General features: G+C 69.4%; 22 protein-coding genes. 10 read left to right on the top strand and 12 right to left on the bottom strand.

The features are described 5' to 3' along the window. Positions 1 to 7 precede the first annotated feature (7 nt). Genes KZ686_RS04145 through KZ686_RS04155 form a run of 3 tightly spaced genes read right to left on the bottom strand, consistent with a single transcriptional unit; the run spans position 8 to position 2,987 of the window. Positions 8 to 967, bottom strand: coding sequence for an MlaD family protein (locus KZ686_RS04145; protein WP_187829131.1), 960 nt, complete (start codon positions 965 to 967; stop codon positions 8 to 10). Beyond that, positions 967 to 1,866, bottom strand: a complete 900-nt coding sequence (locus tag KZ686_RS04150) for an ABC transporter ATP-binding protein (RefSeq protein WP_226107955.1) — start codon at positions 1,864 to 1,866, stop codon at positions 967 to 969. Before KZ686_RS04150 ends, KZ686_RS04145 begins: the two co-directional genes overlap by 1 nt. Continuing rightward, positions 1,863 to 2,987, bottom strand: a complete 1,125-nt coding sequence (locus tag KZ686_RS04155) for an MlaE family ABC transporter permease (RefSeq protein WP_150083253.1) — start codon at positions 2,985 to 2,987, stop codon at positions 1,863 to 1,865. Before KZ686_RS04155 ends, KZ686_RS04150 begins: the two co-directional genes overlap by 4 nt. Positions 2,988 to 3,118: 131 nt before the next feature. On the opposite strand from KZ686_RS04155, the gene KZ686_RS04160 reads away from it, so the two are divergent. Together KZ686_RS04160 and KZ686_RS04165 are read left to right on the top strand one after the other, a co-directional pair. Further along, positions 3,119 to 3,994 (top strand): biotin--[acetyl-CoA-carboxylase] ligase, encoded by an 876-nt coding sequence (locus KZ686_RS04160; protein WP_265633403.1) that lies wholly within the window; start codon positions 3,119 to 3,121, stop codon positions 3,992 to 3,994. Further along, positions 3,991 to 5,130, top strand: a complete 1,140-nt coding sequence (locus KZ686_RS04165; protein ID WP_407648507.1) for a type III pantothenate kinase — start codon at positions 3,991 to 3,993, stop codon at positions 5,128 to 5,130. The genes KZ686_RS04160 and KZ686_RS04165 overlap by 4 nt, the downstream gene beginning before the upstream one ends. Before the next feature lie 91 nt (positions 5,131 to 5,221). Here KZ686_RS04165 and rfaE2 read toward each other — a convergent pair whose 3' ends face one another. From rfaE2 to KZ686_RS04200, 7 genes are all read right to left on the bottom strand, one after another. Beyond that, a complete protein-coding gene (gene rfaE2 / locus KZ686_RS04170; protein ID WP_149317603.1) occupies positions 5,222 to 5,716 on the bottom strand; it encodes a D-glycero-beta-D-manno-heptose 1-phosphate adenylyltransferase in 495 nt (164 codons plus the stop codon). A 25-nt stretch (positions 5,717 to 5,741) separates the two neighbouring features. Beyond that, on the bottom strand, positions 5,742 to 6,605 hold the full coding sequence (locus KZ686_RS04175; RefSeq protein WP_149317322.1) for an acyl-ACP desaturase: 864 nt from the start codon (positions 6,603 to 6,605) through the stop codon (positions 5,742 to 5,744). A 174-nt stretch (positions 6,606 to 6,779) separates the two neighbouring features. Next, complete coding sequence (locus KZ686_RS04180; RefSeq protein WP_226108178.1) at positions 6,780 to 7,982, bottom strand: patatin-like phospholipase family protein; 1,203 nt, start codon at positions 7,980 to 7,982, stop codon at positions 6,780 to 6,782. 46 nt (positions 7,983 to 8,028) lie between these two features. Beyond that, positions 8,029 to 9,147: a PhaM family polyhydroxyalkanoate granule multifunctional regulatory protein gene (locus tag KZ686_RS04185; RefSeq protein WP_322784900.1), complete on the bottom strand. Its 1,119-nt coding sequence runs from the start codon at positions 9,145 to 9,147 to the stop codon at positions 8,029 to 8,031. A gap of 298 nt (positions 9,148 to 9,445) precedes the next feature. Continuing rightward, positions 9,446 to 10,309 carry an enoyl-CoA hydratase/isomerase family protein gene (locus tag KZ686_RS04190; RefSeq protein ID WP_150083256.1) on the bottom strand — a complete coding sequence of 288 codons (864 nt, stop codon included), beginning with the start codon at positions 10,307 to 10,309 and terminating at the stop codon, positions 9,446 to 9,448. A gap of 336 nt (positions 10,310 to 10,645) precedes the next feature. After that, complete coding sequence (locus tag KZ686_RS04195) at positions 10,646 to 11,629, bottom strand: fumarylacetoacetate hydrolase family protein (protein WP_265633071.1); 984 nt, start codon at positions 11,627 to 11,629, stop codon at positions 10,646 to 10,648. Positions 11,630 to 11,719: 90 nt separating this feature from the next. Further along, complete coding sequence (locus KZ686_RS04200) at positions 11,720 to 12,763, bottom strand: Bug family tripartite tricarboxylate transporter substrate binding protein (RefSeq protein WP_265633072.1); 1,044 nt, start codon at positions 12,761 to 12,763, stop codon at positions 11,720 to 11,722. 372 nt (positions 12,764 to 13,135) lie between these two features. Between KZ686_RS04200 and KZ686_RS04205 the strand changes: the two genes are divergently transcribed. From KZ686_RS04205 to KZ686_RS04220, 4 genes are all read left to right on the top strand, one after another. Next, on the top strand, positions 13,136 to 13,969 hold the full coding sequence (locus KZ686_RS04205; RefSeq protein WP_149317317.1) for an IclR family transcriptional regulator: 834 nt from the start codon (positions 13,136 to 13,138) through the stop codon (positions 13,967 to 13,969). Further along, a complete protein-coding gene (locus KZ686_RS04210; RefSeq protein ID WP_322784901.1) occupies positions 13,929 to 15,014 on the top strand; it encodes a DUF3108 domain-containing protein in 1,086 nt (361 codons plus the stop codon). The genes KZ686_RS04205 and KZ686_RS04210 overlap by 41 nt, the downstream gene beginning before the upstream one ends. Positions 15,015 to 15,215: 201 nt before the next feature. Beyond that, on the top strand, positions 15,216 to 16,022 hold the full coding sequence (gene pcaD, locus KZ686_RS04215) for a 3-oxoadipate enol-lactonase (protein ID WP_149317602.1): 807 nt from the start codon (positions 15,216 to 15,218) through the stop codon (positions 16,020 to 16,022). A 275-nt stretch (positions 16,023 to 16,297) separates the two neighbouring features. Then, complete coding sequence (locus KZ686_RS04220) at positions 16,298 to 16,555, top strand: BTH_I0359 family protein (RefSeq protein WP_149317315.1); 258 nt, start codon at positions 16,298 to 16,300, stop codon at positions 16,553 to 16,555. Between the two features lie 53 nt (positions 16,556 to 16,608). Here KZ686_RS04220 and KZ686_RS04225 read toward each other — a convergent pair whose 3' ends face one another. Continuing rightward, a complete protein-coding gene (locus KZ686_RS04225; protein WP_149317314.1) occupies positions 16,609 to 17,001 on the bottom strand; it encodes a rhodanese-like domain-containing protein in 393 nt (130 codons plus the stop codon). Between the two features lie 125 nt (positions 17,002 to 17,126). Between KZ686_RS04225 and KZ686_RS04230 the strand changes: the two genes are divergently transcribed. From KZ686_RS04230 to KZ686_RS04240, 3 genes are all read left to right on the top strand, one after another. Then, positions 17,127 to 18,275 (top strand): homocysteine S-methyltransferase family protein, encoded by a 1,149-nt coding sequence (locus tag KZ686_RS04230; RefSeq protein ID WP_226107963.1) that lies wholly within the window; start codon positions 17,127 to 17,129, stop codon positions 18,273 to 18,275. 103 nt (positions 18,276 to 18,378) lie between these two features. Continuing rightward, positions 18,379 to 21,126 (top strand): methionine synthase, encoded by a 2,748-nt coding sequence (gene metH, locus KZ686_RS04235; protein ID WP_265633073.1) that lies wholly within the window; start codon positions 18,379 to 18,381, stop codon positions 21,124 to 21,126. A gap of 251 nt (positions 21,127 to 21,377) precedes the next feature. After that, positions 21,378 to 21,881, top strand: coding sequence for a hypothetical protein (locus KZ686_RS04240; protein WP_265633074.1), 504 nt, complete (start codon positions 21,378 to 21,380; stop codon positions 21,879 to 21,881). 115 nt (positions 21,882 to 21,996) lie between these two features. On the opposite strand, the gene KZ686_RS04245 is transcribed toward KZ686_RS04240, so the two are convergent. Then, positions 21,997 to 22,404 carry a hypothetical protein gene (locus KZ686_RS04245; RefSeq protein ID WP_265633075.1) on the bottom strand — a complete coding sequence of 136 codons (408 nt, stop codon included), beginning with the start codon at positions 22,402 to 22,404 and terminating at the stop codon, positions 21,997 to 21,999. A gap of 117 nt (positions 22,405 to 22,521) precedes the next feature. Here KZ686_RS04245 and KZ686_RS04250 point away from each other — a divergent pair, with 117 nt between their 5' ends. After that, on the top strand, positions 22,522 to 23,154 hold the full coding sequence (locus KZ686_RS04250; RefSeq protein WP_006579377.1) for a response regulator: 633 nt from the start codon (positions 22,522 to 22,524) through the stop codon (positions 23,152 to 23,154). The last annotated feature ends 12 nt before the right edge of the window (positions 23,155 to 23,166 follow it).

A 23,166-nucleotide genomic window follows, 5' to 3' on the forward strand; every position in this document is an offset into this window, starting at 1 on the left:
GTTGGATTCACGGTGCGGTCCCCGCGGATGGCGCGCTGAAGCCGTCCTCGCCGGGACCGGGCGGGGTCGCCGAGCCGCCGAACAGCACGCTTTGCGGCCGCTCGTTGAACTGGCCGGCGGCGCGGTCCAGGCTGCGCACCGTCTGCCGCGCATCGCGCGCGAGGCCGTTGAGCTGGGGCAAGGTCTGGTCGTTCAGATTGTTGGCCGCGTGCTCGACCGAGCCCGCCGCGGCGCGCAACTGCTGGCCGACGCCGTCGACGGTGCGCATCAGCGTGCCGTCGGGGCTGCCGAGCTCGCGGGTCAGCTGCTGCGTCGACTTCAGCGTGGCGTTCAGGTTCGCGGTGACCTGCGGCAGTTGCCGCGCGGCCGGTTCGAGCGCGCGCGCGACGCGGGCATAGTCGTCGACGCCTTCCTTGATCGAGCGGATCGTCGTCATCAGCTCGCGCCGGTTCTCGCCCTGGAACATGTCGTTGAGCGAGGCCATCAGCGATTCGACCTGCGTCAGCAGCGAATCGCCGCGCCGCTCCAGTTCCTCGAAGAAGCCCGGCCGCATCTGGATGCGGGCGACCGCGCGCGGCGAGGTCTCCAGCGGCGGCGACGGCGCGGTGCTGCCTTCCTGCGCCGCGGTGTCGTCCAGCTGCACATAGGCGATGCCGGTCACGCCCTGCAGGCCCAGCGTCGCATAGGTCGTGCGCGTGATCGGCGCCTCCTTGTCGACGCTGATGCGCACGATGATCTGGCCCGGCACGGACGCATCGAAGCGGATCGACTCGACCCGGCCCACCGTCAGCCCTCGGTACTTGACGTCGGCCTGCGGGCCGAGCCCGGTCACGGTCGAGCGCGTGACCAGGTCGTAGGGCACGCGCTCGGTATGGTCGGTGCCGAACCAGAACAGCGCGAACAGCACCAGCACGGCCAGGCCGATGGTGAACACGCCGGCGAGAAAGGCGTTCGACTTGTTTTCCATCACGACTCTCCAGCGTGGCGCGCCACGGCCGCCACGTCCGATGCAGGGTTGGCGCCGGCGCTCTGCGTGCTGAGCGCGCTGAGCGCACGCTGGCCGCGTTCGCCGAGAAAATATTCGCGGATGAAGGGATGGTCGATCTTCACCAGCTGCGGGATCGGCAGCGCCGCCAGCACCTTGCGGTCCGCCAGCACCGCGACGCGGTCGGACAGCGCCACCAGCGTGTCCAGATCGTGCGTCACCATCACCACCGTCAGCTTCAGTTCGCGCCGCAGTTCGCGGATCAGCGCGACGTAGTCGTCGGACGCCATCGGGTCCAGGCCGGCGGTGGGCTCGTCCAGGAACACCAGTTCCGGCTCGAGGGCCAGCGCGCGAGCCAGCGCCACGCGCTTGATCATGCCGCCGGACAGGTCGGCCGGCATCTTGTCGGCGTCGCGCGCCGACAGGCCGACCAGTTCGAGCTTGAGCAGCGACGCCTCGCAGATCAGATTGTCGGGAAGGCAGCGAAGTTCACGCAGCGGCAGCGCGATATTGTCGATCACCGACAGCGACGAGAACAGCGCGCCGCGCTGGAACTGCATGCCCCAGCGGTTGCGCATCCATTGCAGCCGCGCCGGATCGAGGCCGGCGAGGTCCTCGCCGAACAGGCGGATGGTGCCGGCGGTGGGCCGCTCCAGGCCGACGATCTGCCGCAGCAGCACGGTCTTGCCGGTGCCCGAGCCGCCGACGATCGACAGCACCTCGTCGCGATAGACCTCAAGGTCGAGGCCGTCATGCACGACGGTATCGCCGAAGCGCTTGACCAGGCCGCGTACCTCGATGATCGGGGTGCGTGCGCCAGGCGGGGTTCCGCCGCCGGTGCCGCCGACGGTGCCGGCCCGCGTATCGATGCTCGCCGTCATATGCCGACATCCTTGAACAGGATCGCGAAGATCGCATCGGCCACGATCACCACGGTGATGGCGGTGACCACCGACGCGGTCGTTCCCTCGCCCAGGCTCTGCGTATTGGGCTTGATGCGCAGGCCGAAGTGGCACGCGGTCAGCGCGATCAGCATGCCGAAGGCCACGCCCTTGCCCAGGCCCAGCCACAGGTTGGCCACCGGCACCGCGTTGGGCAGCTCGCGCAGGAAGAAGACCGGGCTCAGGCCCAGCTGCATGTTCGACGCCACCATGCCGCCGATCAGCGCGAGCAGCGCGGTCCAGGCGACCAGCAGCGGCATCGCCACGGCCAGCGCGATCGCGCGCGGCATGATCAGCCGGAAGCTGTGCGAGATGCCCATCACGCGCATCGCGTCGAGCTCCTCGGTCACGCGCATCACGCCGATCTGCGCGGTGATCGCCGAACCCGAGCGGCCCGCCACCAGGATCGCGGCCAGCACGGGACCGAGCTCGCGGATCACCGACAGGCCGAGGATATTGACGATGAAGACGCTGGCGCCGTAGGTACGCAGCTGGTTCGCCAGCAGATAGGCCAGCACCACGCCGATCAGGAAACCCACCAGCGCGGTGATGCCCAGCGCCTTGTAGCCGATGCTGTAGACGTTGGCCGAGATCTCCCGCCACGGGCCGCGCCGCGGCGCGGCGGCGAAGCGCAGCAGGTCCAGCGACAACTGGCCCAGCATCGCGATGCCGTTACCGAGCTGCGAGAACAGCGACAGCATCGAGGCGCCGAGCAGCGTGACCGGGTTGAAGCGGTCGACCATCCGTTTTTTCCAGCCGTGCCGCCGTACCGCGGCGATCCGCTCGAAGGCGCGGCGCTGGCCGTCCGTGGCCTCGAGATGGGCCGGAAAGCGCTCGCCCCAGGCCTGCCACAACAGCTGCGCGCCGATATGGTCGAGCCGGCCGATGCCGCTCAGCTGCCAGCGCGCCGTGCCGGGAACGAGTGCCTGCAGCTGCCGGCGCAGGTCATGGGCGCAGCGCTCCTGCGCCAGCGACAGCGCGGTCCAGTCTCCCTGCAACTGCACGGCGGCGGTGCCGTCCTGTTGCGTGACAGCGATGTCCGGCTTCGTATAGCGTTCCAATGGCTGACCGATGTAAGGTGCGAAAGCCGATTTTAAGCCACGCGCCGGCAGGCGCCAAAGTGGACGCGGCTACAATGCGCATGGCCCGATATCCACGGGCCGCCGCCGAATTCCAGCTTCCCTCCGCCCGCATGACCGCCGCCCCGATCGATTCCCCCGCGTCTTCGTCCTCCTTGCCGCCTGCCTGGCGTATCGATCCGGTCCGCCTGCGGGCCGCGCTGGCCGAAGAGGCCCGGCAGTGGCAGCTCGAGATCGTCGAGGAAACCGGCTCGACCAATGCCGATCTGGTCCAGGCCTGCCGTCGGGCCCAGTGGGGCGAGGCCGGCATGCTCAGGCTCGCCTACCGGCAGACCGCCGGCCGCGGACGCCAGGGGCGGCCATGGCAGGGGCAGGCCGGCATGACGTTCTCGGTGGCGATGCCGCTCGCGTTGCCCCCGGCGCGGCTGGCGGGGCTGAGCCTCGCGGTCGGGCTGGCGCTTGCGGACGCGCTGAACGATGTCGACGCACGGCTGGGCGAGGCGGTCGGCCTCAAATGGCCGAACGATCTGCAGATCGACGGGCGCAAGCTGGCGGGCATCCTGATCGAATCGGTGCCGGCGGGGCCGCAGCGGGTCTGGGCGGTGGTCGGCATCGGCCTGAACCTGGTGCGCGACGCCGCGATGGAGGCCGCGCTCGGCCGCTCGCTGGCCGGCGTCACCGAATGCATGGACCGATTCGACCCGCAGCATGGCCCGACCGACTTGCTGGCCGCGGTACTGAACCGGCTGGCGGCGATGCGCACCGCCTTCCTTGCCGACGGCTTTGCGCCGATGGCGCGGCGCTGGTCGGCGCGCGATGCCTATCGCGACCAGCCGGTGCGGCTGCTGCACGACGGCGCGGTACAGGCCGAGGGCATGGCGCGCGGCGTCGACGACGAGGGCCATTTGCTGCTGGAAACCGCAAACGGGCTGCAGCGGATCGCCTCGGGCGAGCTGTCGATGCGGCCCGCCGGCGAGGGGGCGCGATGAGCGCGAACCAGGATGCGGACACCATTGCGGGCGGCACTGCGCGCGCCAATGCGAGCGGCACTGCGCGCGCCAATGCGAACGCCAATGCGAACGCCAATGCGAGCGCGACTGCTGACACCACCGCCGACGCCAATGCGACCGCCACTGCGGACACCACCGCGGGCGCTGCCGCTGACGCTGCCGCGGACATCGCCGCGGCCGCTGCCGCAGATACCACCGCGAACGCCACCGTGCTGCTGATCGATATCGGCAATACCCGCTTGAAGTGGGCCTGGTGCGACGCGGCCTCGCTCGGCGCCCCGGCCACCGGCGCGCTGCCGGTGCCGTGGCGCACCGGCGGCGCCTGCGGGCATGAAGCGCTGGCCACGCTGGCCGGCGATTGGCGCGCGCTGGCCGATGCCGAGGGCGCACCACGCGGCGTGTGGATCAGCAATGTGGCCGGCCCTGTCATCGCGGCCGAGGTCGATGCCTTGCTGGCCGATGCCTTCGGCGGTCCGCCGGCGGTGCACTGGGCCCGCGCCACCGCGTCGCACGGCACGCTGGACAACGGCTATCGCGAGCCGAGCCAGCTCGGCGTCGACCGCTGGGTCGGCGGCATCGGTGCGCGCCACCATCTGCCCGAGGGCAATCTGATGATCGTCACGGCGGGCACCGCGACCACGATCGACGTGGTGCTGGCGCCGGACCGCGGCGACGGTAGTGACGGCAATGAACAGCGCATCGGCGGCAGCGCCAGCAACCGCAGTGGCGGCAGCGACGCCAGCAACGCCAGCAGCGGCACGCCGGCGCGCTCTCGCTTCGCCGGCGGCATGATCCTGCCCGGACTCGCGCTGATGATGGGATCGCTGGCGCGCAATACCGCGCAGCTGCCGGCGGTCGAGATCGGCGAGGCCCATGCCGCGGCGGCCTGGGCCGACAACACCCGCGATGCGATCGCCGCCGGCTGCCTGGCGGCCCAGGCCGGCGCGATCGAACGCGCCTGGGACGCGCTGACCCGGCGCGGTCCGGCCCGCTGCCTGCTGTCGGGCGGCGCGCGCGAGGCGCTGGCCGGCGCGCTGACGCTGCCGTTCGAGCGGCACGAGAATCTGGTGTTGCTGGGTTTGTCGGTGATGGCGGCGCAGCAGCGAGGGCGCTGAACGCGGGTTGAACGCGGCCCGAACAGGGCCGAATGCGGGCACCGTTCAACGCGGAACCACGGCCGCGGTCCGCAGGGCCCGGCCCGCAGGTTCAGCCGCCCTGCCTGACCTTGTGCAGCAGCTTGGTGGTCGAGCGGTCGTGCAGGAAGGGGATCGCGTAAGCCTGGCCGCCCCAACTGCGCACCAGCCGGGTCTCTTCCAGCGTATCGATCTCGTAGTCGCCGCCCTTGACGTAGATGTCGGGGCGGACCAGCCGGATCAGCTCGACCGGCGTCTTTTCGCCGAACATCAGCACCAGATCGACCGATTCGAGCGCGGCCAGCAGCGCCATGCGGTCGGCCTCGCCATTGAGCGGGCGATCGTCACCCTTGCCCAGCATCCGTACCGAGGCGTCGCTGTTGACGCCGACCACCAGGCAGGCGCCCAGCTGGCGCGCCTGCGCCAGGTAGGTGGCATGGCCGCGATGCAGGATGTCGAACACGCCGTTGGTAAACACCATCGGGCGCGGCAGGGCCGCCAGGCGCCGTTGCAGCGCCTGGGGATCGTCGGTCGAAGCGAGCTTGGCCTCGAAGGCCGGGGGAGACAGCGTCATCGCAAGGACGGCGCCGGCATCAGGCTTCGGCGGGCTTGGCGCCGCCATTGGCCTGCAGCCGCGCGTTCAGTTCCTTGCGATAGCGGTTCAGGTCCTGCACGGTCTCGAAGGTGCGCTCGAACAGCAGCGACATGTTGTGCAGGATGCGGTCGATGACCTTCTTCTCCCAGCCTTCGTCGAAGCGGATCTGCTTGTCCAGCCAGTGCTCGAGCCAGTCCGGATCGGGCAGGCGAGACTGCACGGTGTCGTTCGGGAACAGGGCCTTGTTGACGTGCAGGTTGGTCGGGTGCAGCGGCTTCTCGGTGCGGCGCGCCGACGCCATCAGCACGCCGATCTTGGCGAAGGCCGAGCGCGCGTTGTCGCCGAACTGGTTCAGGTACTTCTTCATGTAGCGCAGGTAGGCGCCGCCGTGGCGAGCCTCGTCCTGCGACAGCGTGCGGTAGATATGCTTGATCACCGGCTCGGTGTGCCATTCGGCGGCACGGCGATACCAGTGGTTCAGGCGGATCTCGCCGCAGAAATGCAGCATCAGCGTTTCGAGCGGCGGCGCCGGATCGAATTCGAAGCGCACCGCGTGCAGTTCTTCCTCGGTCGGGACCATATCCGGGCGGAAGCGGCGCAGGTACTCCATCAGCACCAGCGAATGCTTCTGCTCCTCAAAGAACCACACGCTCATGAACGCCGAAAAGTCGGAGTCGTGGCGGTTGTCGCGCAGGAACATTTCGGTGGCCGGCAGGGCGGACCACTCGGTGATCGCGTTCATGCGGATGGTTTTCGCCTGATCGTCCGTCAGCAGACTGGCGTCGAAGGAATCCCAGGGGATGTCCTTGTCCATATGCCAGCGGACCGCTTCCAGCGATTTGAACAGTTCGGGGTAGAGCATGGTAAGCCTTTGAAATTACGGGCAGATTCTACCAGATGCGAATCATTCCTATAGACCTTTTGCTGGCCGTCCGCAAGTTGCCGCGCGAACGGTTCGATGCCGCTTGCCAAGGGCGGACCCGGCGGCAGCCTGCCACAGCAAGCTGTCGGGACTGTGAAAATCCGCAAAACAGCGTCAGGCCAGCGCCGAAGCGGGCGGAGAGCCTGCCTCGCTGGTCGCCGGCGCGCGGCTCGCGGCCGGCGTGCCGGGGATCACACCGTAGAGGAAAGCGGCCAGTTCGTCGCCCTGCGCCTGCGCATCGCGCTCGCCCAGCGCGATCAGCGCCTGCGTGAACTCGGGCTCGAACAGCAGGTAGCTAGCAAATGCCGCGCCTTTGGCTTCGGTGCCGCCGAGCGGGGCCAGCAGCGCGCGCACGGTGCGGGGCAGCCGCTTGACGTGTTCGATCGCCAGCGACTCGATCGGCTCGCTCGGCGAGATCGTCATCACTTGCACCGGGCGCCAGCCTTCGCGATCGTTGGCGATCTCCGGCATGCGGGTCAGCAGCGTGTTGATGTGCTGCAGCCGCTCGAGATCGGCCGACAGGCCGTCCAGGAAGATGCTGGCCAGCGCCTGGCCGCCGACCTGCGCCAGCGACGGGTAGCCGCCCGCCGGCACGGTGTCGTAGCCGCCGGCGCGCGGCGCCGAGGCCGCGCCGATCGCCAGGATGCGCGAGGCGCCGAGGTGGATGGCCGGCGACAGCGGCGACATCTGCCGCATGGTGCCGTCGCCGAACCACTCGTGGTGGCCGTCCAGTTCCAGCGGCGTGGCGGGAAACAGGAAGGGGATCGACGACGAGGCCAGCAGATGATCGACGCCGATGCGCGCCTCCACCGCGATGCGCTGGCTGCGCCGCCAGGGCTGGATGCGGCGGTGCGACTGGTAGAAGGTCACGTGCCGGCCGGTCGAATACGACAGCGCGGTGATGGCCAGCGCCTGCAGATGGCCGGCATCGAGGCTGCCCTGCACACGGTCGGGATCGAACAGCTCGCTCAGCAGGCTGTCCAGCGGCTTGTTGTCGAACAGCGCGCGCGGCGCGTGCTGCAGCGCCCAGCCGACCGCCAGCGCCGAGAGCCAGCGGGCCCCCGAGATGCCGACGCGCAGCACGTCGGTGCGATAGACGTCCTCGGCATGGATGCTGGACCACAGCGCGGCCAGCGTTTCGGTGGCGCGATCGAAGTCGCCGGCGTCGATCGCCAGGCCGGCGCCGTTGATCGCGCCGGCCGAGGTGCCGCAGATGATCTCGAAGGGATTGCGCGTGCCCACGCCATGGCGGGCGGCGATGCGGGCGATGCCGCGCAGCACGCCGGCCTGGTAGGCGGCGCGCGCGCCGCCGCCCATCAGGATCACCGCGGTGGTCTTGCTCGCTGCCAAGGCGCCTCCGCTGTCAGTGTCCGTTGTTGGCCTTGCGGCGGCGCACGGGCTTCGCGGTCTTGCCGGCGGGCGCGGCGCCATTCGAGGGGCCATGCGAGGGGCCACTCGAGGCGCCATTCGAGGTGCCATGGGAGGTGCCGTTCGTGCCGGCCTTCGTGCCCGCTTTTGCCCCCGCTTTTGCACCCGCCTTCGCGCCGCCTCCGCGGGTCCCGCCGGGGGTGCCGTCGGGGGGGCCGTCATTTGCCGCGCGTGTCGCCCTGCTGCCTGCCGCCTTCGCCGCCGGTTTGGAGCGGCCTTTGGCCGTCGGCTTCGCGCTGCCCTTGCCGGACGGCGCCGGCTGTTCCGGTTCGCTCGCGCCAGCGGCCCCCGCCTGGCCGCTGCCCTGGGCCGCCGCCCCGGTTCCCGGCTGGCCGGCGCCGAAGGCGCCCAGATTGTTCAGCGAGGCCAGGCTCGCGGCGGCCGCGCTGCTCGCGATCTGATTGAATTGCTGCTGCAGCATGTCCCACCACAGATTGGCCTGCGGGGGCGGCGAGGCGCCGCCGGACTGCGATGCGCCAGCTTGCTGCCCGGCCCGCTGTCCGGCCTGCTGTCCCGCGCGTTGCCCCGGCTGTTCCGCTCGTTCCCCTCGGCGTTCGGGCGGCGCTTCCTGGTCCGGGCTGTCCGGGCCCTCGTCCTCGTCCTCGTCGTAATCGGGCGTGGTCTCCATCTCGGCCATGTCGGCCAGATCGCTCGGGTCGATGCCTTCCGCGCCGGCGGCGGGCTGTGCCGGCGGCGGTGAAGCCGGACGCCGCGGCGGCGTCGCGCTCGGCGCGTTGGCCGCGCGGGCGACGTTTTCCATCGCGCTCTGCAGCGCCTCGGGCGACAGCGCCTCGCCGACCGTCTTCAGCGCGACCAGCGTCGCGCGCTGGACCTCGAGCCCCTGGATCGTGGTGCGCAGCAGGTTGGCGTTCAGCTGCAGCCAGCTTTCGACCGCCTTCAGGTCATGGATGCGCTTGTCGACCTCGTCCAGATCCATTGGCGGCGTCATCGCCTGCAGGCCGGGCATCAGCCCGGTCGGCATGCCCGCCGCGTTGCCCCACATCTTGCGCAGAAATTCGAAGCCGTCATTGAAATCGGGTATCTGTCCAAACATGGTCTGTGCTCCGCGGTGGGGCCATCGTCATTGGAAAATGCGCGCTGTCCGGGGCGTCCCGCGCGCGGGCTCAAGCGCCAACTCAAGCGCTGATTCAAACGCCGACTCAAGCGCTGATTCAAACGCCGACTCAAAGGCCGACTCAAACGCTGACTCAAACGCTGACTCAAACGCTGACTCAAACGCTGACTCAAACGCTGACTCAAACGCTGACTCAAACGCCGACTCAAAGGCCGACTCAAAGGCCGACTTGAACGCTGACCCGTGGCCGACGCACAAAGTCGACCGAACCGTCGGCTCAAGCGCCGAAACGCGGCGGCCGTTTCTCGCGCAGGCTGGCCACGCCTTCGCGGACATCGGGTCCGGCAAAGCCCATGAATTCGAGCGCCAGCGAGGTATCGAAGGCGGGCCCGGCCATGCGCAGCCAGTTGTTCAGCGCGTACTTGGTCCAGCGGATCGCGCTCTGCGAACCTTCGGCGAGCCGGTTGGCGATCTCGAAGGCCTTGGCCACCAGCTCGCTCTCGTCGACCGCCAGCGAGACCAGCCCGATGCGCTCGGCTTCCTCGCCGCTGACCGACTCGCACAGCATCAGATAGTACTTGGCCTTCGCCATGCCGCACAGCAGCGGCCAGACGATCGCGGCGTGGTCGCCGGCGGCGACGCCGAGCCGCGTATGCCCGTCGACGATGCGCGCGGTGCGCGCGGCGATCGAGATATCGGCCAGCAGCCCGGCCACCAGCCCGGCGCCGACGGCGGGACCATGCATCGCCGACACCACCGGCTTGTCGCAGTTGATCACGTTGTAGACGAGGTCGCGCGCCTCGTGCCAGACGCGCGCGCGGGTCTCGAAATCGTTGGCCATGTCCTCGACCAGCGCGAGGTCGCCGCCGGCCGAGAAGCCCTTGCCTTCGCCGCGGATCAGCGCGACGCGGATCTCCGGGTCGGCCGACACGTCGCGCCAGATCTCGGCCAGTTCGCGATGCATGTTGGCGTCGGCGGTGGCCAGCTTGCGGTTGGCCGATTGCTGTGCGCCCATCACGATCTCGAGGATGGGGCCGTGCTGGCGCAGGGTCAGCGCCTGATAGCGGGCGTAGCGTTCGGAAGGCGTGGTGCCGTTGTTGCCAACGGTGGCGGCTGAAGTGGCGGCGGGGGTGGTGGTCATGGCGGGCGCGGACTCCTGGCGTGGGTGGGAGGCGCGGCGGGCGGCCGCGGCTGCGCCGGACAGGGGAGCAATCGGCGGCCCGAAACGGGCGCGCCGGAATTCCCCAACCGGACGGTCGGGAAATTATAGGCGCATCGCTGCCGCGGCCCGCATCACGCCGCGCCGGTCCCAGACTCCGCCGCAATCCGGCGGGTCAGGCCGCTTCCGGCCGCTTCCGGCCGCGTCACGCCGCGTCACGCCGCTCAGGCCGCTCAGGCCATTCAGGCCATTCAGGCCGCTTCGGGCCGCTCAGGCCGCTCAGGCCATTCAGGCCGCTTCGGGCCGCTTCGGGCCGCTTCAGGCCGGCGCCGCCACCACCTGATCGATCGCGCCGAAGATCGAGCGGCCCTGCGCGTCGAACATCTCGATCTTGACCGCGTCGCCGTACTGCAGGAACTGCGTCACCGGCGCGCCGCTCTCGATCGTCTCGAGCGTGCGCTTCTCGGCGATGCAGCAGTAGCCCTTGCTGCGGTCGACGTTGGAGATCGTGCCCGAGCCGACGATGCTGCCGGCCCGCACATTGCGCGTCTTGCAGATGTGGGCGATCAGCTGGCCGAAGTCGAACACCATGTCGGTGCCGCAGTCGGGCGAGCCGACCTTCTTGCTGTTCCACCAGACCGTCAGCGGCAGATGGACCTTGCGCTCGCGCCAGGCCTCGCCGAGCTCGTCGGGCGTGACCGCGACCGGCGAGAAGGCCGTGGCCGGCTTGCTCTGGAAGAAGCCGAAGCCCTTGGCCAGTTCGGCCGGGATCAGGTTGCGCAGCGACACGTCGTTGGCCAGCACCAGCAGCCGGATGCCCTCGGCCGCCTGCTCGGGCGTCGCGCCCATGCGCACGTCGCCGGTGATCACCGCGACCTCGGCCTCGAAGTCGATGCCCCAGGCCTCGCTGGCGCAGACGATGTCGTCGCAGGGCCCGAGCAGGTCGTCCGAGCCGCCCTGGTACATCAGCGGATCGGTCCAGAACTCCGGCGGCATCTCGGCGCCCCGTGCGCGGCGCACCAGCTCGACGTGGTTGACGTAGGCCGAGCCGTCGGCCCACTGGTAGGCGCGCGGCAGCGGCGCCATGCACTGGCGCGGATCGAACGCGAAGGGATGGCGCGCGCGGCCGGCGTTCAGCGCGTCGTACAGGTCCTGCAGCTGGGGCGCGAGGAAGTGCCAGTCGTCCAGCGCGGTCTGCAGCTTGCCGGCGATGTCGGTGGCATAGTGCGCGGTCTTCAGGTCGCGCGACACGACCACGAGCTGTCCGTCGCGCGAGCCGTCCTTCAGGGTGGCCAGTTTCATCGGGATTCCTGCATATCAAGAACGACGCCGGCATCGAGCCGGCGTGCGGATGGCGAGATGGCGCCGGCTGTGCCGGCCGCCGCGAGGGCGTCAGTCTACCGTGATGCCCTTGGCCTTGATCAATTTGCCCCAGCGCTCGGCCTCGGTGCGGGCGTACTGCGCGAACTCGTCCGGCGTGCTGGAGACCGGCTCGACGCCGATGCCCTCGAAGCGCTTCTGCACTTCGGGCTGCTTCAGCGCCTTGACCAGCTCGGCGTTCAGCCGGGTCACCACCGGCTGCGGCGTGCCGGCCGGGGCGACCACGCCCTGCCAGGCGTAGGCCTCGAAGCCGGCGACGCCGCCCTCGGCCACCGTCGGAACCTGCGGCAGCGCTGCCAGCCGCTTGGGCGTGGCGCTGCCGAGCGCGCGCAGCTTGCCGCCGAGCACGTTCTGCTGGCCAGCCGCCAGATCGAGGAACATCACGTCGACCTGGCCCGCCAGCAGGTCCTGCACCGCGGGCGCCGCGCCCTTGTACGGCACGTGGGTCATCCTGATGCCGGTCTGCTCCATGAACAGCTCCATCGCCAGATGGTGCGGGCTGCCGGCGCCGGGCGAGGCGAAATTGACCTTGTCCGGGTTCTTGCGCGCGTAGTCGACCGCCTCCTTCAGCGTGCGCGCGGGGAAGTTCGGGTTGGCGACCAGGATCAGCGGGAAGCGGGCGATCATGCCGACGTGGACGAAGTCCCTGGCCGGGTCGTACGGCAGCTTGCGGTACAGCGAGGGGTTGGCGGCCAGCGTCGCGGTGTCGGCGGTCAGGATCGTGTAGCCGTCCGGCTTGCTGTGCGCGACGGTGTCGGCGCCGACGATCGTCGCCGCGCCGGGCCGGTTGTCGATCACCACCTGCTTGCCGAGCGCGGGCGAGATCGCCTGGGCCAGCGTGCGCGCCACCACGTCGGTGCCGCCGCCGGCCGGATAGGGGACCACCCAGCGGACCGGCTGAGTCGGCCACGCCGGCTGCTGCGCCGCGGCCGGGCGGGGCAGGGCTGCGGCAATGGCGGCCAGCGCGCCGGCGCTCAGCACGGCGGCATTCAGCAGGCGACGCAGGATCGGCAGGGAAGGGCGCGCGGTGGGCGCAGCGGCAAGCGGGGCTGGCATGCGGGTCTCCGGGATGTTGTTGTGCGGGCGTGGTGCCGTGTTCGGGTTTTCGGGTGTTCGGGCGCCGGGCGTCCGCCGTCCGGGCGGCCCGGGCGTCCTGGCCTTCGGGCTCTTGGGTTTTGGGCTTGCGGACGTCCCTGGATGCATTTCGACGCTTTTCGGCACGGTCGGCACCCTTGCGCAGTCTAGCGACGGATTAAAAACTGGTAAATCGATTTCGCTATAGTAAATTTACGGATCGGGGCGTAGCGCGACGTGACGGAATCGAACTATATTGCCGCGCTGGCCCGCGGCTCGCCGGCCCGGGCGCTGCCATTCCGTATCCCCCGTAGCCCAATCCCGGGTACCGACCCGCCCGCTCCATATCGACGCATGACCGAACTAGAAGAAGACGACGCCAAGCTGCGCACCGGCATCCAGTCCATCGAGGTGGGCTTCCAGCTGCTGAAGGCGCTGGCCGCCTCGCCGCGCGCGATGATGCTGCGGGACCTGGCCGCCGCGGCCGACATGAATCCGGCCAAGGCGCATCGCTATCTGGTCAGCTTCCAGCGGCTGGGCATGGTCGCGCAGGACCCGGTCAGCGGCCGCTACGACCTGGGGCCATTCGCGCTGCAGCTGGGCCTGGCGGGGCTGAACCGGCTCGATCCGGTCAAGAAGGCGCGCCCGATCCTGTCCCAGCTGCGCGACGACATCGACCAGACCGTCGGCATCGCGGTCTGGGGCAACCACGGGCCGACCGTGGTGCACTGGGAGGAGTCGAGCCACCCGGTCACCGTCAGCCTGCGCCTGGGCGACGTGATGCCGATGCTCAATTCGGCCACAGGCCGCCTGTTCGGCGCCTATCTGCCGCGCCAGCAGACGCTGCCGCTGATCGAGCGTGAACTGAACGAGCGCCGCGACGACAATCTGCCGGACCTGCCGCGCTCGCTGGCCGACTACGACGCGGTGTGCGCCGACGTGCGCGCCCACGGCGCGGCACGCACGCTGGGCGGGGTGCTGCCCGGCATCAACGCGATCTCGTTTCCGGTGTTCGATGCCAGCGGCCACGTCTCGATGGCGCTGATCGTGCTGGGCGCCCAGACCGTATTCGATGCAGAATGGGGCGGAGCGATCGACCGCCAGGTGCGCGAGATCGCACATCGGATCTCGACGGAGCTTGGATATCTTGGCGGGACCCCGCCGACCGGAGACGCCGGTCACGCCTGATGCGAAACGTGCGCGCCGCCTGCGCTGGGCGGTCGCGCTGGCGGTCGTACTGGTCGCGCATGCGCTGGTGCTGATCGGGCTGGTGCGGATGCCCGGTCCGCTGATTCCGCTCGACGCGGTCGACACGCCGGCGCTCGAGGCGATCCTGCTGCCGCCCAAGCCGGTCGCCGTCGCCCCGACTCCGCCGCCACGTCCGCGCCGTCCTCCCCCAAAACCCGCTCCCGCCCCGGCCGCCACGCCGGAACCTGAGCCGGCTGCCGAGCCCGCGCCAGGGCCGCCGGCGCCGGCCGAAGGCTCCCCGCTGGCGACCTCGCCGGGCGGCACCGGCAGCGTCGCGGCGGGCGGCGGCGCGGGCGGCACGGGTACCGGTCCGGGTTCCGCACCGGCGCCGGCGCCGGCCGATGCGCTGCGCTACGCGCCGCCGCCGTCGGCAACGCTGCGCTACGCCAGTTTCGTCAACGGGGTCGAGAACCCCGACGGCACCATCCGCTGGCAGCACGGGGGCGGGCGCTATCAGCTGTCGGTCGAAACCCGCATGCTGTGGTTCCGGTTCGCCTTCCACAGTACCGGGGCGCTGGGCGAGCAGGGGCTGGCGCCAGAGCGCTACGTCGAGGAACGCCGCAAGCGCAGCCAGGTGACGCGCTTCGACCGCGCGACCGGCGCCGTCGTGTTCGAGTCGCGCGGCGGCCAGGCGCCGCTGCCCGAGGGCGCGCAGGACCGCTTCAGCGTCTTCCTGCAACTGGTCGGCCTGGTGCGCGGCAACCCGCAGCGCTATGCCGCGCCGGGCGCCACCGAGACCTTCCAGGTCGCCGACACCAGCGATCTCGAGCCGATGCGCGTCCAGTATGTCGGCGAGGAGGACATCGAGACCGGCGCGGGCTTCGTGCGCGCCAAGCATTTCATCCGCCTGCCGCGCCGGGCCGACGACCGCCGCCGCGTCGAGGTCTGGCTGGCGGAATCGGTGGGCTGGATGCCGGTCAAACTGCGGCAGACCGAGCCCGACGGCACGCAGATCGATCTGGTACTGCGCGGCGCCGAGCCCTAGTCTGGAAGGATCGGAGCCGAGCGGCGTGGCCGCCGCGACGCTCCCGTGCGATGCGTCGCCGCCCACCGACCCCGACAGGAGGACACGATGACCGACACCTTGCCGCCCACCGCCACGCCTGCCACCGCGCCAGCCCACGCCCAGGGGGCGGCGCCCGCTTCCAGTCCAGCCGCCCAGCCGCCCGCCTCCGAGACACACCGCGTGATCGTCGGCGACGTGACGCTGCAGGCCCGCATCGACGGCACCGAAGGCCCATGGGTCGTGCTGTGCCACGGGCTGGCCTGCGATCACACGCTGTGGGACGCCACCGCGGCCCATCTGGCGCCGCGCTATCGGGTGTTGCGCTTCGACCTGCGCGGCCACGGCCGCAGCGACGCGCCCGTGGGGCCGTATTCGATGCTGCGCATGGCCGACGACGTGGTCGCCCTGATGGACGGCCTGGACGTGCCGCAGGCGCACTTCATCGGACTTTCGCTAGGCGGCATGATCGGCCAGACGTTTGCGGTGCGCTATCCCGAGCGGCTGCACTCGCTGACGCTGGTCGACACCGTCTGCCGCACCCCGCGCCAGGCCCATCCGATGTGGCATGAGCGCATCGGGCAGGTGGAGGCGCACGGGATGGCCGGAGTGCTTGATGCGACGCTTCAGCGCTGGCTGACCGCGCCGTACCGTGCCGCGCATGCGCAACAGGTCGAACGGATCCGCCAGATGGTGCTGGCCACGCCCGTCCGCGGCTATGTCGGCGCCTGCCTGGCGATCCTCGGCTTCGACCAGGCCGATGCGCTGGCGCGCATCCATTGCCCGACGCTGGTGGTGGTCGGCGACCAGGACCAGGGCTGTCCGGTCGCCGAGTCCAGGGCCATTGCGGACGGCATTCCGGCCGCCCAGTTCGAGGTGCTGCCGGACGCCGCCCATCTGTCCCCGATCGAGCAGCCGGAGCGGTTTCATGCGCTTCTCGACGCTTTCCTGGTCAAGGCGGCCTGCGGGGCGCAGTGCGATACCCCTTGAGCCGGGCCGGCCCGCGTAGGCGATCGGCAAGCGCTTCGTAGGACAAACCCTCTTTTCGTTGGGGAAACCGAACTTGCCGCCTTGGGGGCGGCTCCAACCTGATGAGCGGGCGCTACGGCATCGGGCACCACGCCAGCGCCCAGCGAGGCATGCGCTTGAAAAGCGTCTTCATGCCCTCAGCTTGGAGGTGAAATCGCGGAAGGAAGCCGGCGCTCCCACCGGCTGACGCAAGAATCAACAAACCTTCCGTCCGTCCCATAGCCCGGAGGTGCGCCATGCAAATGATTTATAACAGCGACAACTACTGCATCGTGGAGTTCGGTGCCGACGTCGAGCATGCCCCTCTTGCCTCCGGCGGTTACGAGATCGTCGACAAGAACATGAAGCGCGAGATCTTCCTTGGCGGCCAGCTGGCCGAGCATTTCCGCGCCGATGTGCAACGTCTGATCGAGACCGAACCGTCCGTGGAAGAGGTGGACGAATTTCTTGGCAAGTTCGATACGGTGATGACGCACTCGCTGGCGATGCACTGACGACGCACCGCCGCCGCAGAAAGCCCGCGCCATGGCGCGGGTTTTTTTATGCCTCAGTACTGCTCCCACGGCAGCCCTTCGAAGCGCCAGCCGTTGACGGTATTGCGGTGCCGCTGCGCGTCGAGATCGCCCTCGAAGCCGTGCAGCACGTTGTAGACGGTGGTAAAGCCGGCGCCTTCGAGCGCCTGCGCGGCCGCGGTCGAGCGGTTGCCGCTGCGGCAGATCAGCAGTACCGGCCGCGCCGACGCCTGCCCGGCCAGCTTCTTGACCGCCTGCACGAAGTGCGGATTGACCTCCCAGTCCGGGCCGTCGTTCCACGGCACGTTGAGGGCGCCGGTCGGGTGGCCGACGAACAGGTATTCCATCTCGCTGCGGCAGTCGATGAACAGGGCGTCGGGGTGCTCGGCCAGCAGGGCCTGGGCCTCGCGCGGGGCAAGATGTTGCATGCGGTGTCGTCGGGGTCGGGTAGGGGGCGATCTGCCCGAGTGTAGGCCCGGGCAAGCCGGGGCGGCAAGGTGCCGTAACTGATAAAATCGACCACTTTTCCAGCATCACCGAGGCCAGTGAAGCCATGAGCGCTGCATCCATCGAATCGTCCGGCACGGCGTCCGCCATCGCACCGGGCGCAAAGGCAGGTCTGCAGGCAGGCGCGCACGCGGGCCCGCAGGCCGGTCCCCCGGCCCGGCCGTACACCCGCGCCGCGCAACTGCCGCGGCTGCTGCGCGAGCGCATCCTGATCCTGGACGGCGCGATGGGCACCATGATCCAGCGCTACAAGCTGGGCGAGGCCGAATATCGCGGCGAGCGTTTCGCTGCGCATCCGGTCGACGTCAAGGGCAACAACGAGCTGCTGCTGCTGACCCGCCCGGCGGTAATCCGCGAAATCCACGAGCAATACCTGGCGGCCGGCGCCGACATCATCGAGACCAACACCTTCGGTGCGACGCGCGTCGCGCAGGAGGACTACAAGATGGCGGACCTGGCCTACGAGATGAACGTGGCCGCCGCCCGCCTGGCGCGCGAGGCCTGCGATCGCTACAGCACGCCCGAGCGGCCGCGCTTCGTCGCCGGCGCCTTCGGTCCGACGCCGAAGACCGCCAGCATCTCGCCGGACGTCAACGATCCGGGCGCGCGCAACGTCAGCTTCGAGGAGCTGCGCGATTCGTACTACGAGCAGGGCAAGGGCCTGCTGGAAGGCGGCGCCGACGTGTTCCTGGTCGAGACCATTTTCGACACGCTCAACGCCAAGGCCGCGCTGTTCGCCATCGACCAGCTGTTCGAGGACACCGGCGAACGCCTGCCGGTGATGATCTCGGGCACCGTCACCGACGCCTCCGGCCGCATCCTGTCGGGCCAGACCGTCGAGGCCTTCTGGAACAGCCTGCGCCACGCGCGCCCGATCACGTTCGGCCTGAACTGCGCGCTGGGCGCGACGCTGATGCGGCCCTATATCGCCGAGCTGGCCAAGCTGTGCGATACCGCGATCTCGTGCTATCCAAACGCGGGGCTGCCGAACCCGATGAGCGACACCGGCTTCGACGAGACGCCGGATGTTACCTCGTCGCTGGTGGACGAGTTCGCCGCGTCCGGGCTGGTCAACCTGGTCGGCGGCTGCTGCGGCACCACGCCCGAGCATATCGCCGCGATCGCGCAGCGCGTCGCCAACCGCAAGCCGCGCGCCTGGCCCGGCCAGTATCGCGACGAAGCGGACGCGGCCTGACCGGCCGCCCCGCCGCCCACGCCCACGCCACGCATCACCGGCGCGCCGCCGCACGAATCCGTCCCCGGCGCGCCGTGCATCCGATCCCGAACCTGAGTCCGCCATGTCTACCGATACCCGTCCCGCTCGTCCGATGCGCCTGTCCGGCCTGGAGCCGTTCACGCTTGGCGAGGGCAGCCTGTTCGTCAACGTCGGGGAGCGCACCAACGTCACCGGCTCCAAGGCCTTCGCCCGGATGATCCTGAACGGCCAGTTCGACGAGGCGCTGGCGGTCGCGCGCCAGCAGGTCGAGAACGGCGCGCAGATCATCGACGTCAACATGGACGAGGCGATGCTCGACTCCAAGGCGGCGATGGTGCGCTTCCTGAATCTGATCGCGTCCGAGCCCGATATCGCGCGCGTGCCGATCATGATCGATTCGTCGAAGTGGGAGGTGATCGAGGCCGGCCTGCAATGCGTGCAGGGCAAGGCCGTGGTCAACTCGATCTCGCTGAAGGAAGGCGAGGAGCAGTTCCGCCACCACGCCACGCTGATCCGCCGCTACGGCGCGGCGGCCGTGGTGATGGCCTTCGACGAGCAGGGCCAGGCCGACACGTTCGCGCGCAAGACGCAGATCTGCAAGCGCAGCTACGACATCCTGGTCAACGAGGTCGGCTTTCCGCCCGAGGACATCATCTTCGATCCGAACATCTTCGCGGTCGCGACCGGCATCGAGGAACACAACAATTACGCGGTCGACTTCATCGAGGCGACCCGCTGGATCAAGCAGAACCTGCCCTACGCCAAGGTCAGCGGCGGGGTGTCCAACGTCTCGTTCTCGTTCCGCGGCAACGACGTGGTGCGCGAGGCGATCCACACGGTGTTCCTGTACCACGCGATCGCCGCCGGCATGGACATGGGGATCGTCAATGCCGGCCAGCTCGGCGTCTACGATCAGCTCGACGCCGAGCTGCGCGAGCGGGTCGAGGACGTGGTGCTGAACCGCCGTGCCGACGCGACCGACCGCCTGCTGGAGATCGCCGACCGCTACAAGGGCGGCGGCGCGAAGCGCGAGGAGAACCTCGAATGGCGCGGCACGCCGGAGAAGCCGGTGCCGGTGGCCGACCGCCTCGCGCATGCGCTGGTCCACGGCATCACCACCTTCATCGTCGAGGACACCGAGGAAGCGCGCCAGCAGATCGCCGCGCGCGGCGGCCGCCCGATCGAGGTCATCGAGGGCCCGCTGATGGACGGCATGAACATCGTCGGCGACCTGTTCGGCGCCGGCAAGATGTTCCTGCCGCAGGTGGTCAAGAGCGCGCGCGTGATGAAGCAGGCGGTGGCGCATCTGCTGCCCTTCATCGAGGAGGAAAAGCGCCTGCTGGCCGAGGCCGGCGGCGACGTGCGCGCGCGCGGCAAGATCGTGATCGCCACGGTCAAGGGCGACGTGCACGACATCGGCAAGAACATCGTGTCGGTGGTGCTCCAGTGCAACAACTTCGAGGTCGTCAACATGGGCGTGATGGTCCCGTGCAACGAGATCCTGGCCAAGGCCAAGGTCGAGGGCGCCGACATCATCGGCCTGTCCGGCCTGATCACGCCGTCGCTCGAGGAGATGGCCTACGTCGCCTCCGAGATGCAGCGCGACGACTATTTCCGCGTCAAGAAGATTCCGCTGCTGATCGGCGGCGCGACCACCTCGCGCGTGCACACCGCGGTCAAGATCGCGCCGAACTACGAAGGACCGGTGGTCTACGTGCCCGACGCCTCGCGCTCGGTCAGCGTGGCCTCGAGCCTGCTGTCCGACGAGGGCGCCACGCGCTACCTGGACGAGCTGCGCGCCGACTACGAGCGCATCCGCACCCAGCATGCCAACAAGAAAGCCGTGCCGATGGTGACGCTGGCCGAGGCCCGCAAGAACAAGACGCCGATCGACTGGAGCGGCTACGTGCCGCCGAAACCGAAATTCATCGGCCGCCGCGTGTTCCGCAACTACGACCTGGCCGAGCTCGCCAACTACATCGACTGGGCGCCGTTCTTCCAGACCTGGGACCTGGCCGGCAAATTCCCCGCGATCCTGAACGACGAGATCGTCGGCGAATCGGCGCGCCGCGTGTTCTCCGACGGCAAGGCGATGCTGGCGCGGCTGATCCAGGGCCGCTGGCTGACCGCCAACGGCGTGATCGCGCTGCTGCCGGCCAATACCGTCAACGACGACGACATCGAGGTCTACACCGACGAGAGCCGCAGCCGGGTCGCGCTGACCTGGCACAACCTGCGCCAGCAGAGCGAACGCCCGGTGGTCGACGGCGTGCGCCGGCCGAATCGGTGCCTGGCCGACTTCGTCGCGCCGAAGGAGAGCGGCATCGCCGACTATATCGGCCTGTTCGCGGTGACCGCCGGCATCGGCGTCGACAAGAAGGAGGCCCAGTTCGAGGCCGACCACGACGACTACAGCGCGATCATGCTGAAGGCGCTGGCGGACCGCCTCGCCGAGGCCTTCGCGGAATGCCTGCACGCGCGCGTGCGGCGGGACCTGTGGGGCTACGCCGCCGACGAATCGCTCGACAACGAGCAGTTGATCGCGGAAGCCTATCGCGGCATCCGGCCCGCGCCCGGTTATCCCGCCTGCCCCGAGCACACCGTCAAGGGCCCGATGTTCCAGGTGCTCGACGCCGGCGAGATCGGCATGGGCCTGACCGATGCGCTGGCGATGACGCCGGCGGCCTCGGTCAGCGGCTTCTATCTGGCGCATCCCGAGGCGACCTACTTCTCGGTCGGCAAGATCGGCCAGGATCAGCTCGACGACATGATCGCGCGCCGGCACGAGGACCGCGCGGCGATGGAGCGGGCGCTGGCGCCGAACCTGTAACGTGTTGCGAAGCCGCGCCGCCGCCGCCGCGGCCTTCAACCGGCGGCGCGCCGCCGCAAGTCGTTGACGGGACTGGCGAAAGTCGCCGCGGCCGCGGGTTTGACGGCCTTTGCGCCGGCTCACGACTCCTTACAGCGCATTACATCTCCTCACAGCATCGCAGTGGGGTGCTCCCTAGACTGAGGACTCGCTCTCCAGGCGACAACCCGCGGCGAAAGCCTCGCCGCACAGTCATTCGAAAGGAGTACTCCATGAAGAAACTGCTGATCTCGCTGTCCGCCCTGTCGATCGCCGCCGCCTCGTCGCTGGCCATGGCGCAAGGTACGCAAGCCGGTGCGACCGGCGGCGCCGCCGGCTCGCTGACCGCCCCGACGGCGACGGCGCCGTCTGCCGGCGCCAATGCCGGTGTGAATGCGGGCGCTGAAGTGGCAGGAAGCCGCGCGAACATGGATACCGGCGTCAAGGCTGGCCTGAACGACAAGGCCGGCGAAATCGACGACACCCGCAAGAGCGCCAAGGATCGTGCCGCCACCGCCGGCAGCAAGGCCAAGTCGAAGGCCCACGACGCGCATGGCAAGACCAGGAGCAAGGCCAAGGACACCGTCGGCGCGGTCGAAGGCACCGCCGACAAGACGGTCGGCGCCGTCGGCGACACGGTCAGCGGTACCGCGGGCAAGGTGGGCGGCCTGGTCGGTGGCGCGACTGGCGGCACCTCGGCGACCGTCGGCGCGGGTGCGTCGGCGAAGGTCCAGTAAGCCGATCGCCCGCAGGGGCGCATCGATGCGCGGCGGCGAGCCGCCGCGCAAGCCAGGGGCGGAGATCCGGGATCTTCGCCCCTTTTCCGTTGTCGGCCCGCTATTGGCCCACTGCTCACAGAAGGTGGCCCCAGTTCGGTGGCCAAACCGTAGCGAGTATCGAGCGGAAGCCGTCATTCCTCCTCGCCGCGGCGGCCAGGTCGGGATACATCTTCTTCTTCGTCAGCTCGTCGGTGCAGTACTTCGAAAGAAGCTGCATGACATAGCCGGCACGCCAGGGGGACTGCTGGTCGTCCTGCAGGCGGATGGCCGCATTGCCCAACGCCGCCGCATAGCGTCTCAGCGCAAACGGACCATCATTGTGCGTGCCGAAGAACGCCTGCGAGGACAGCCGGGCCAGCACGGCGGCAAGGCACCACAGGAAATACGACTGGCATGCGGGATCGCCGCGGCCGCTCGGCATGGTGTCGAGCAGCGCCTCGAGATGGGCGGGCGTCGGCCGGACGTCCTGATCGTCGGGCACGCCACATTGTCAGCCTGACACCGACATTCCCGGTGCTTTGTAATGACTACAATGCAACAGGCCAAATACAGCCTGGCCCCGGCGTCCGGGCAATACCATCGCAGGGGGGAAACTTTGATGATTCGCGTCCTGATCGCCGACGATCACCAGATCGTCCGTGCCGGTCTGCGCCAGTTCATTTCCGACGAACCGGATATTCGCGTCGAGGGCGAAGCGGCCAGCGGCGACGAAGTGATGGCGCGCCTGCGCGAAACCGAGTTCGACGTGGTGGTGCTCGACATCTCGATGCCCGACCGCAACGGCATCGACGTACTGAAGCTGATCCGCCAGCGTCATCCCGACCTGCCGGTGCTGATCCTGTCCACCTATCCCGAGGACCAGTACGCGATCAATCTGATCCGTGCCGGCGCCTCCGGCTACCTGACCAAGGAAAGCGCGCCCGACGATCTGGTCAAGGCGATCCGCACCGTGGCCCAGGGGCGGCGCTATGTCAGCCCGACCGTGGCCGAGCTGCTGATCGGCGGGCTGGAGAAGCCGACCGACCAGCCGCTGCACCAGACCCTGTCGAAACGCGAATTCCAGATCTTCTGCAAGCTCTCGCGCGGACAGTCCGTTTCGGTGATCGCCGACGAGCTGTTCCTCAGCGTCAAGACGGTCAGCACCTACCGCTCGCGCATCCTGGAAAAGATGGGCATGAAGACCAACGCCGATCTGACCTATTACGCGATCAAGAACGGCCTGGTCGAGTAGGCGGCACGCCGT

The organism is Cupriavidus cauae (genome assembly GCF_026210475.1).
Classification (GTDB): domain Bacteria; phylum Pseudomonadota; class Gammaproteobacteria; order Burkholderiales; family Burkholderiaceae; genus Cupriavidus; species Cupriavidus cauae.

What these genes read in the sequence shown, in the direction of transcription:
- KZ686_RS04165 (WP_407648507.1), top strand. Translation starts at nt 3,991, where the DNA reads ATGAGCGCGAACCAGGATGCGGACACCATTGCGGGCGGCACTGCGCGC.
- KZ686_RS04230 (WP_226107963.1), top strand. Translation starts at nt 17,127, where the DNA reads ATGAGCGCTGCATCCATCGAATCGTCCGGCACGGCGTCCGCCATCGCA.
- KZ686_RS04185 (WP_322784900.1), bottom strand. Translation starts at nt 9,147, where the DNA reads ATGTTTGGACAGATACCCGATTTCAATGACGGCTTCGAATTTCTGCGC.
- KZ686_RS04195 (WP_265633071.1), bottom strand. Translation starts at nt 11,629, where the DNA reads ATGAAACTGGCCACCCTGAAGGACGGCTCGCGCGACGGACAGCTCGTG.
- KZ686_RS04250 (WP_006579377.1), top strand. Translation starts at nt 22,522, where the DNA reads ATGATTCGCGTCCTGATCGCCGACGATCACCAGATCGTCCGTGCCGGT.
- KZ686_RS04190 (WP_150083256.1), bottom strand. Translation starts at nt 10,309, where the DNA reads ATGACCACCACCCCCGCCGCCACTTCAGCCGCCACCGTTGGCAACAAC.
- KZ686_RS04150 (WP_226107955.1), bottom strand. Translation starts at nt 1,866, where the DNA reads ATGACGGCGAGCATCGATACGCGGGCCGGCACCGTCGGCGGCACCGGC.
- KZ686_RS04200 (WP_265633072.1), bottom strand. Translation starts at nt 12,763, where the DNA reads ATGCCAGCCCCGCTTGCCGCTGCGCCCACCGCGCGCCCTTCCCTGCCG.
- KZ686_RS04220 (WP_149317315.1), top strand. Translation starts at nt 16,298, where the DNA reads ATGCAAATGATTTATAACAGCGACAACTACTGCATCGTGGAGTTCGGT.
- KZ686_RS04145 (WP_187829131.1), bottom strand. Translation starts at nt 967, where the DNA reads ATGGAAAACAAGTCGAACGCCTTTCTCGCCGGCGTGTTCACCATCGGC.
- KZ686_RS04160 (WP_265633403.1), top strand. Translation starts at nt 3,119, where the DNA reads ATGACCGCCGCCCCGATCGATTCCCCCGCGTCTTCGTCCTCCTTGCCG.
- KZ686_RS04225 (WP_149317314.1), bottom strand. Translation starts at nt 17,001, where the DNA reads ATGCAACATCTTGCCCCGCGCGAGGCCCAGGCCCTGCTGGCCGAGCAC.
- KZ686_RS04205 (WP_149317317.1), top strand. Translation starts at nt 13,136, where the DNA reads ATGACCGAACTAGAAGAAGACGACGCCAAGCTGCGCACCGGCATCCAG.
- metH (WP_265633073.1), top strand. Translation starts at nt 18,379, where the DNA reads ATGTCTACCGATACCCGTCCCGCTCGTCCGATGCGCCTGTCCGGCCTG.
- KZ686_RS04175 (WP_149317322.1), bottom strand. Translation starts at nt 6,605, where the DNA reads ATGCTCTACCCCGAACTGTTCAAATCGCTGGAAGCGGTCCGCTGGCAT.
- KZ686_RS04240 (WP_265633074.1), top strand. Translation starts at nt 21,378, where the DNA reads ATGAAGAAACTGCTGATCTCGCTGTCCGCCCTGTCGATCGCCGCCGCC.
- KZ686_RS04180 (WP_226108178.1), bottom strand. Translation starts at nt 7,982, where the DNA reads ATGGGCGGCGGCGCGCGCGCCGCCTACCAGGCCGGCGTGCTGCGCGGC.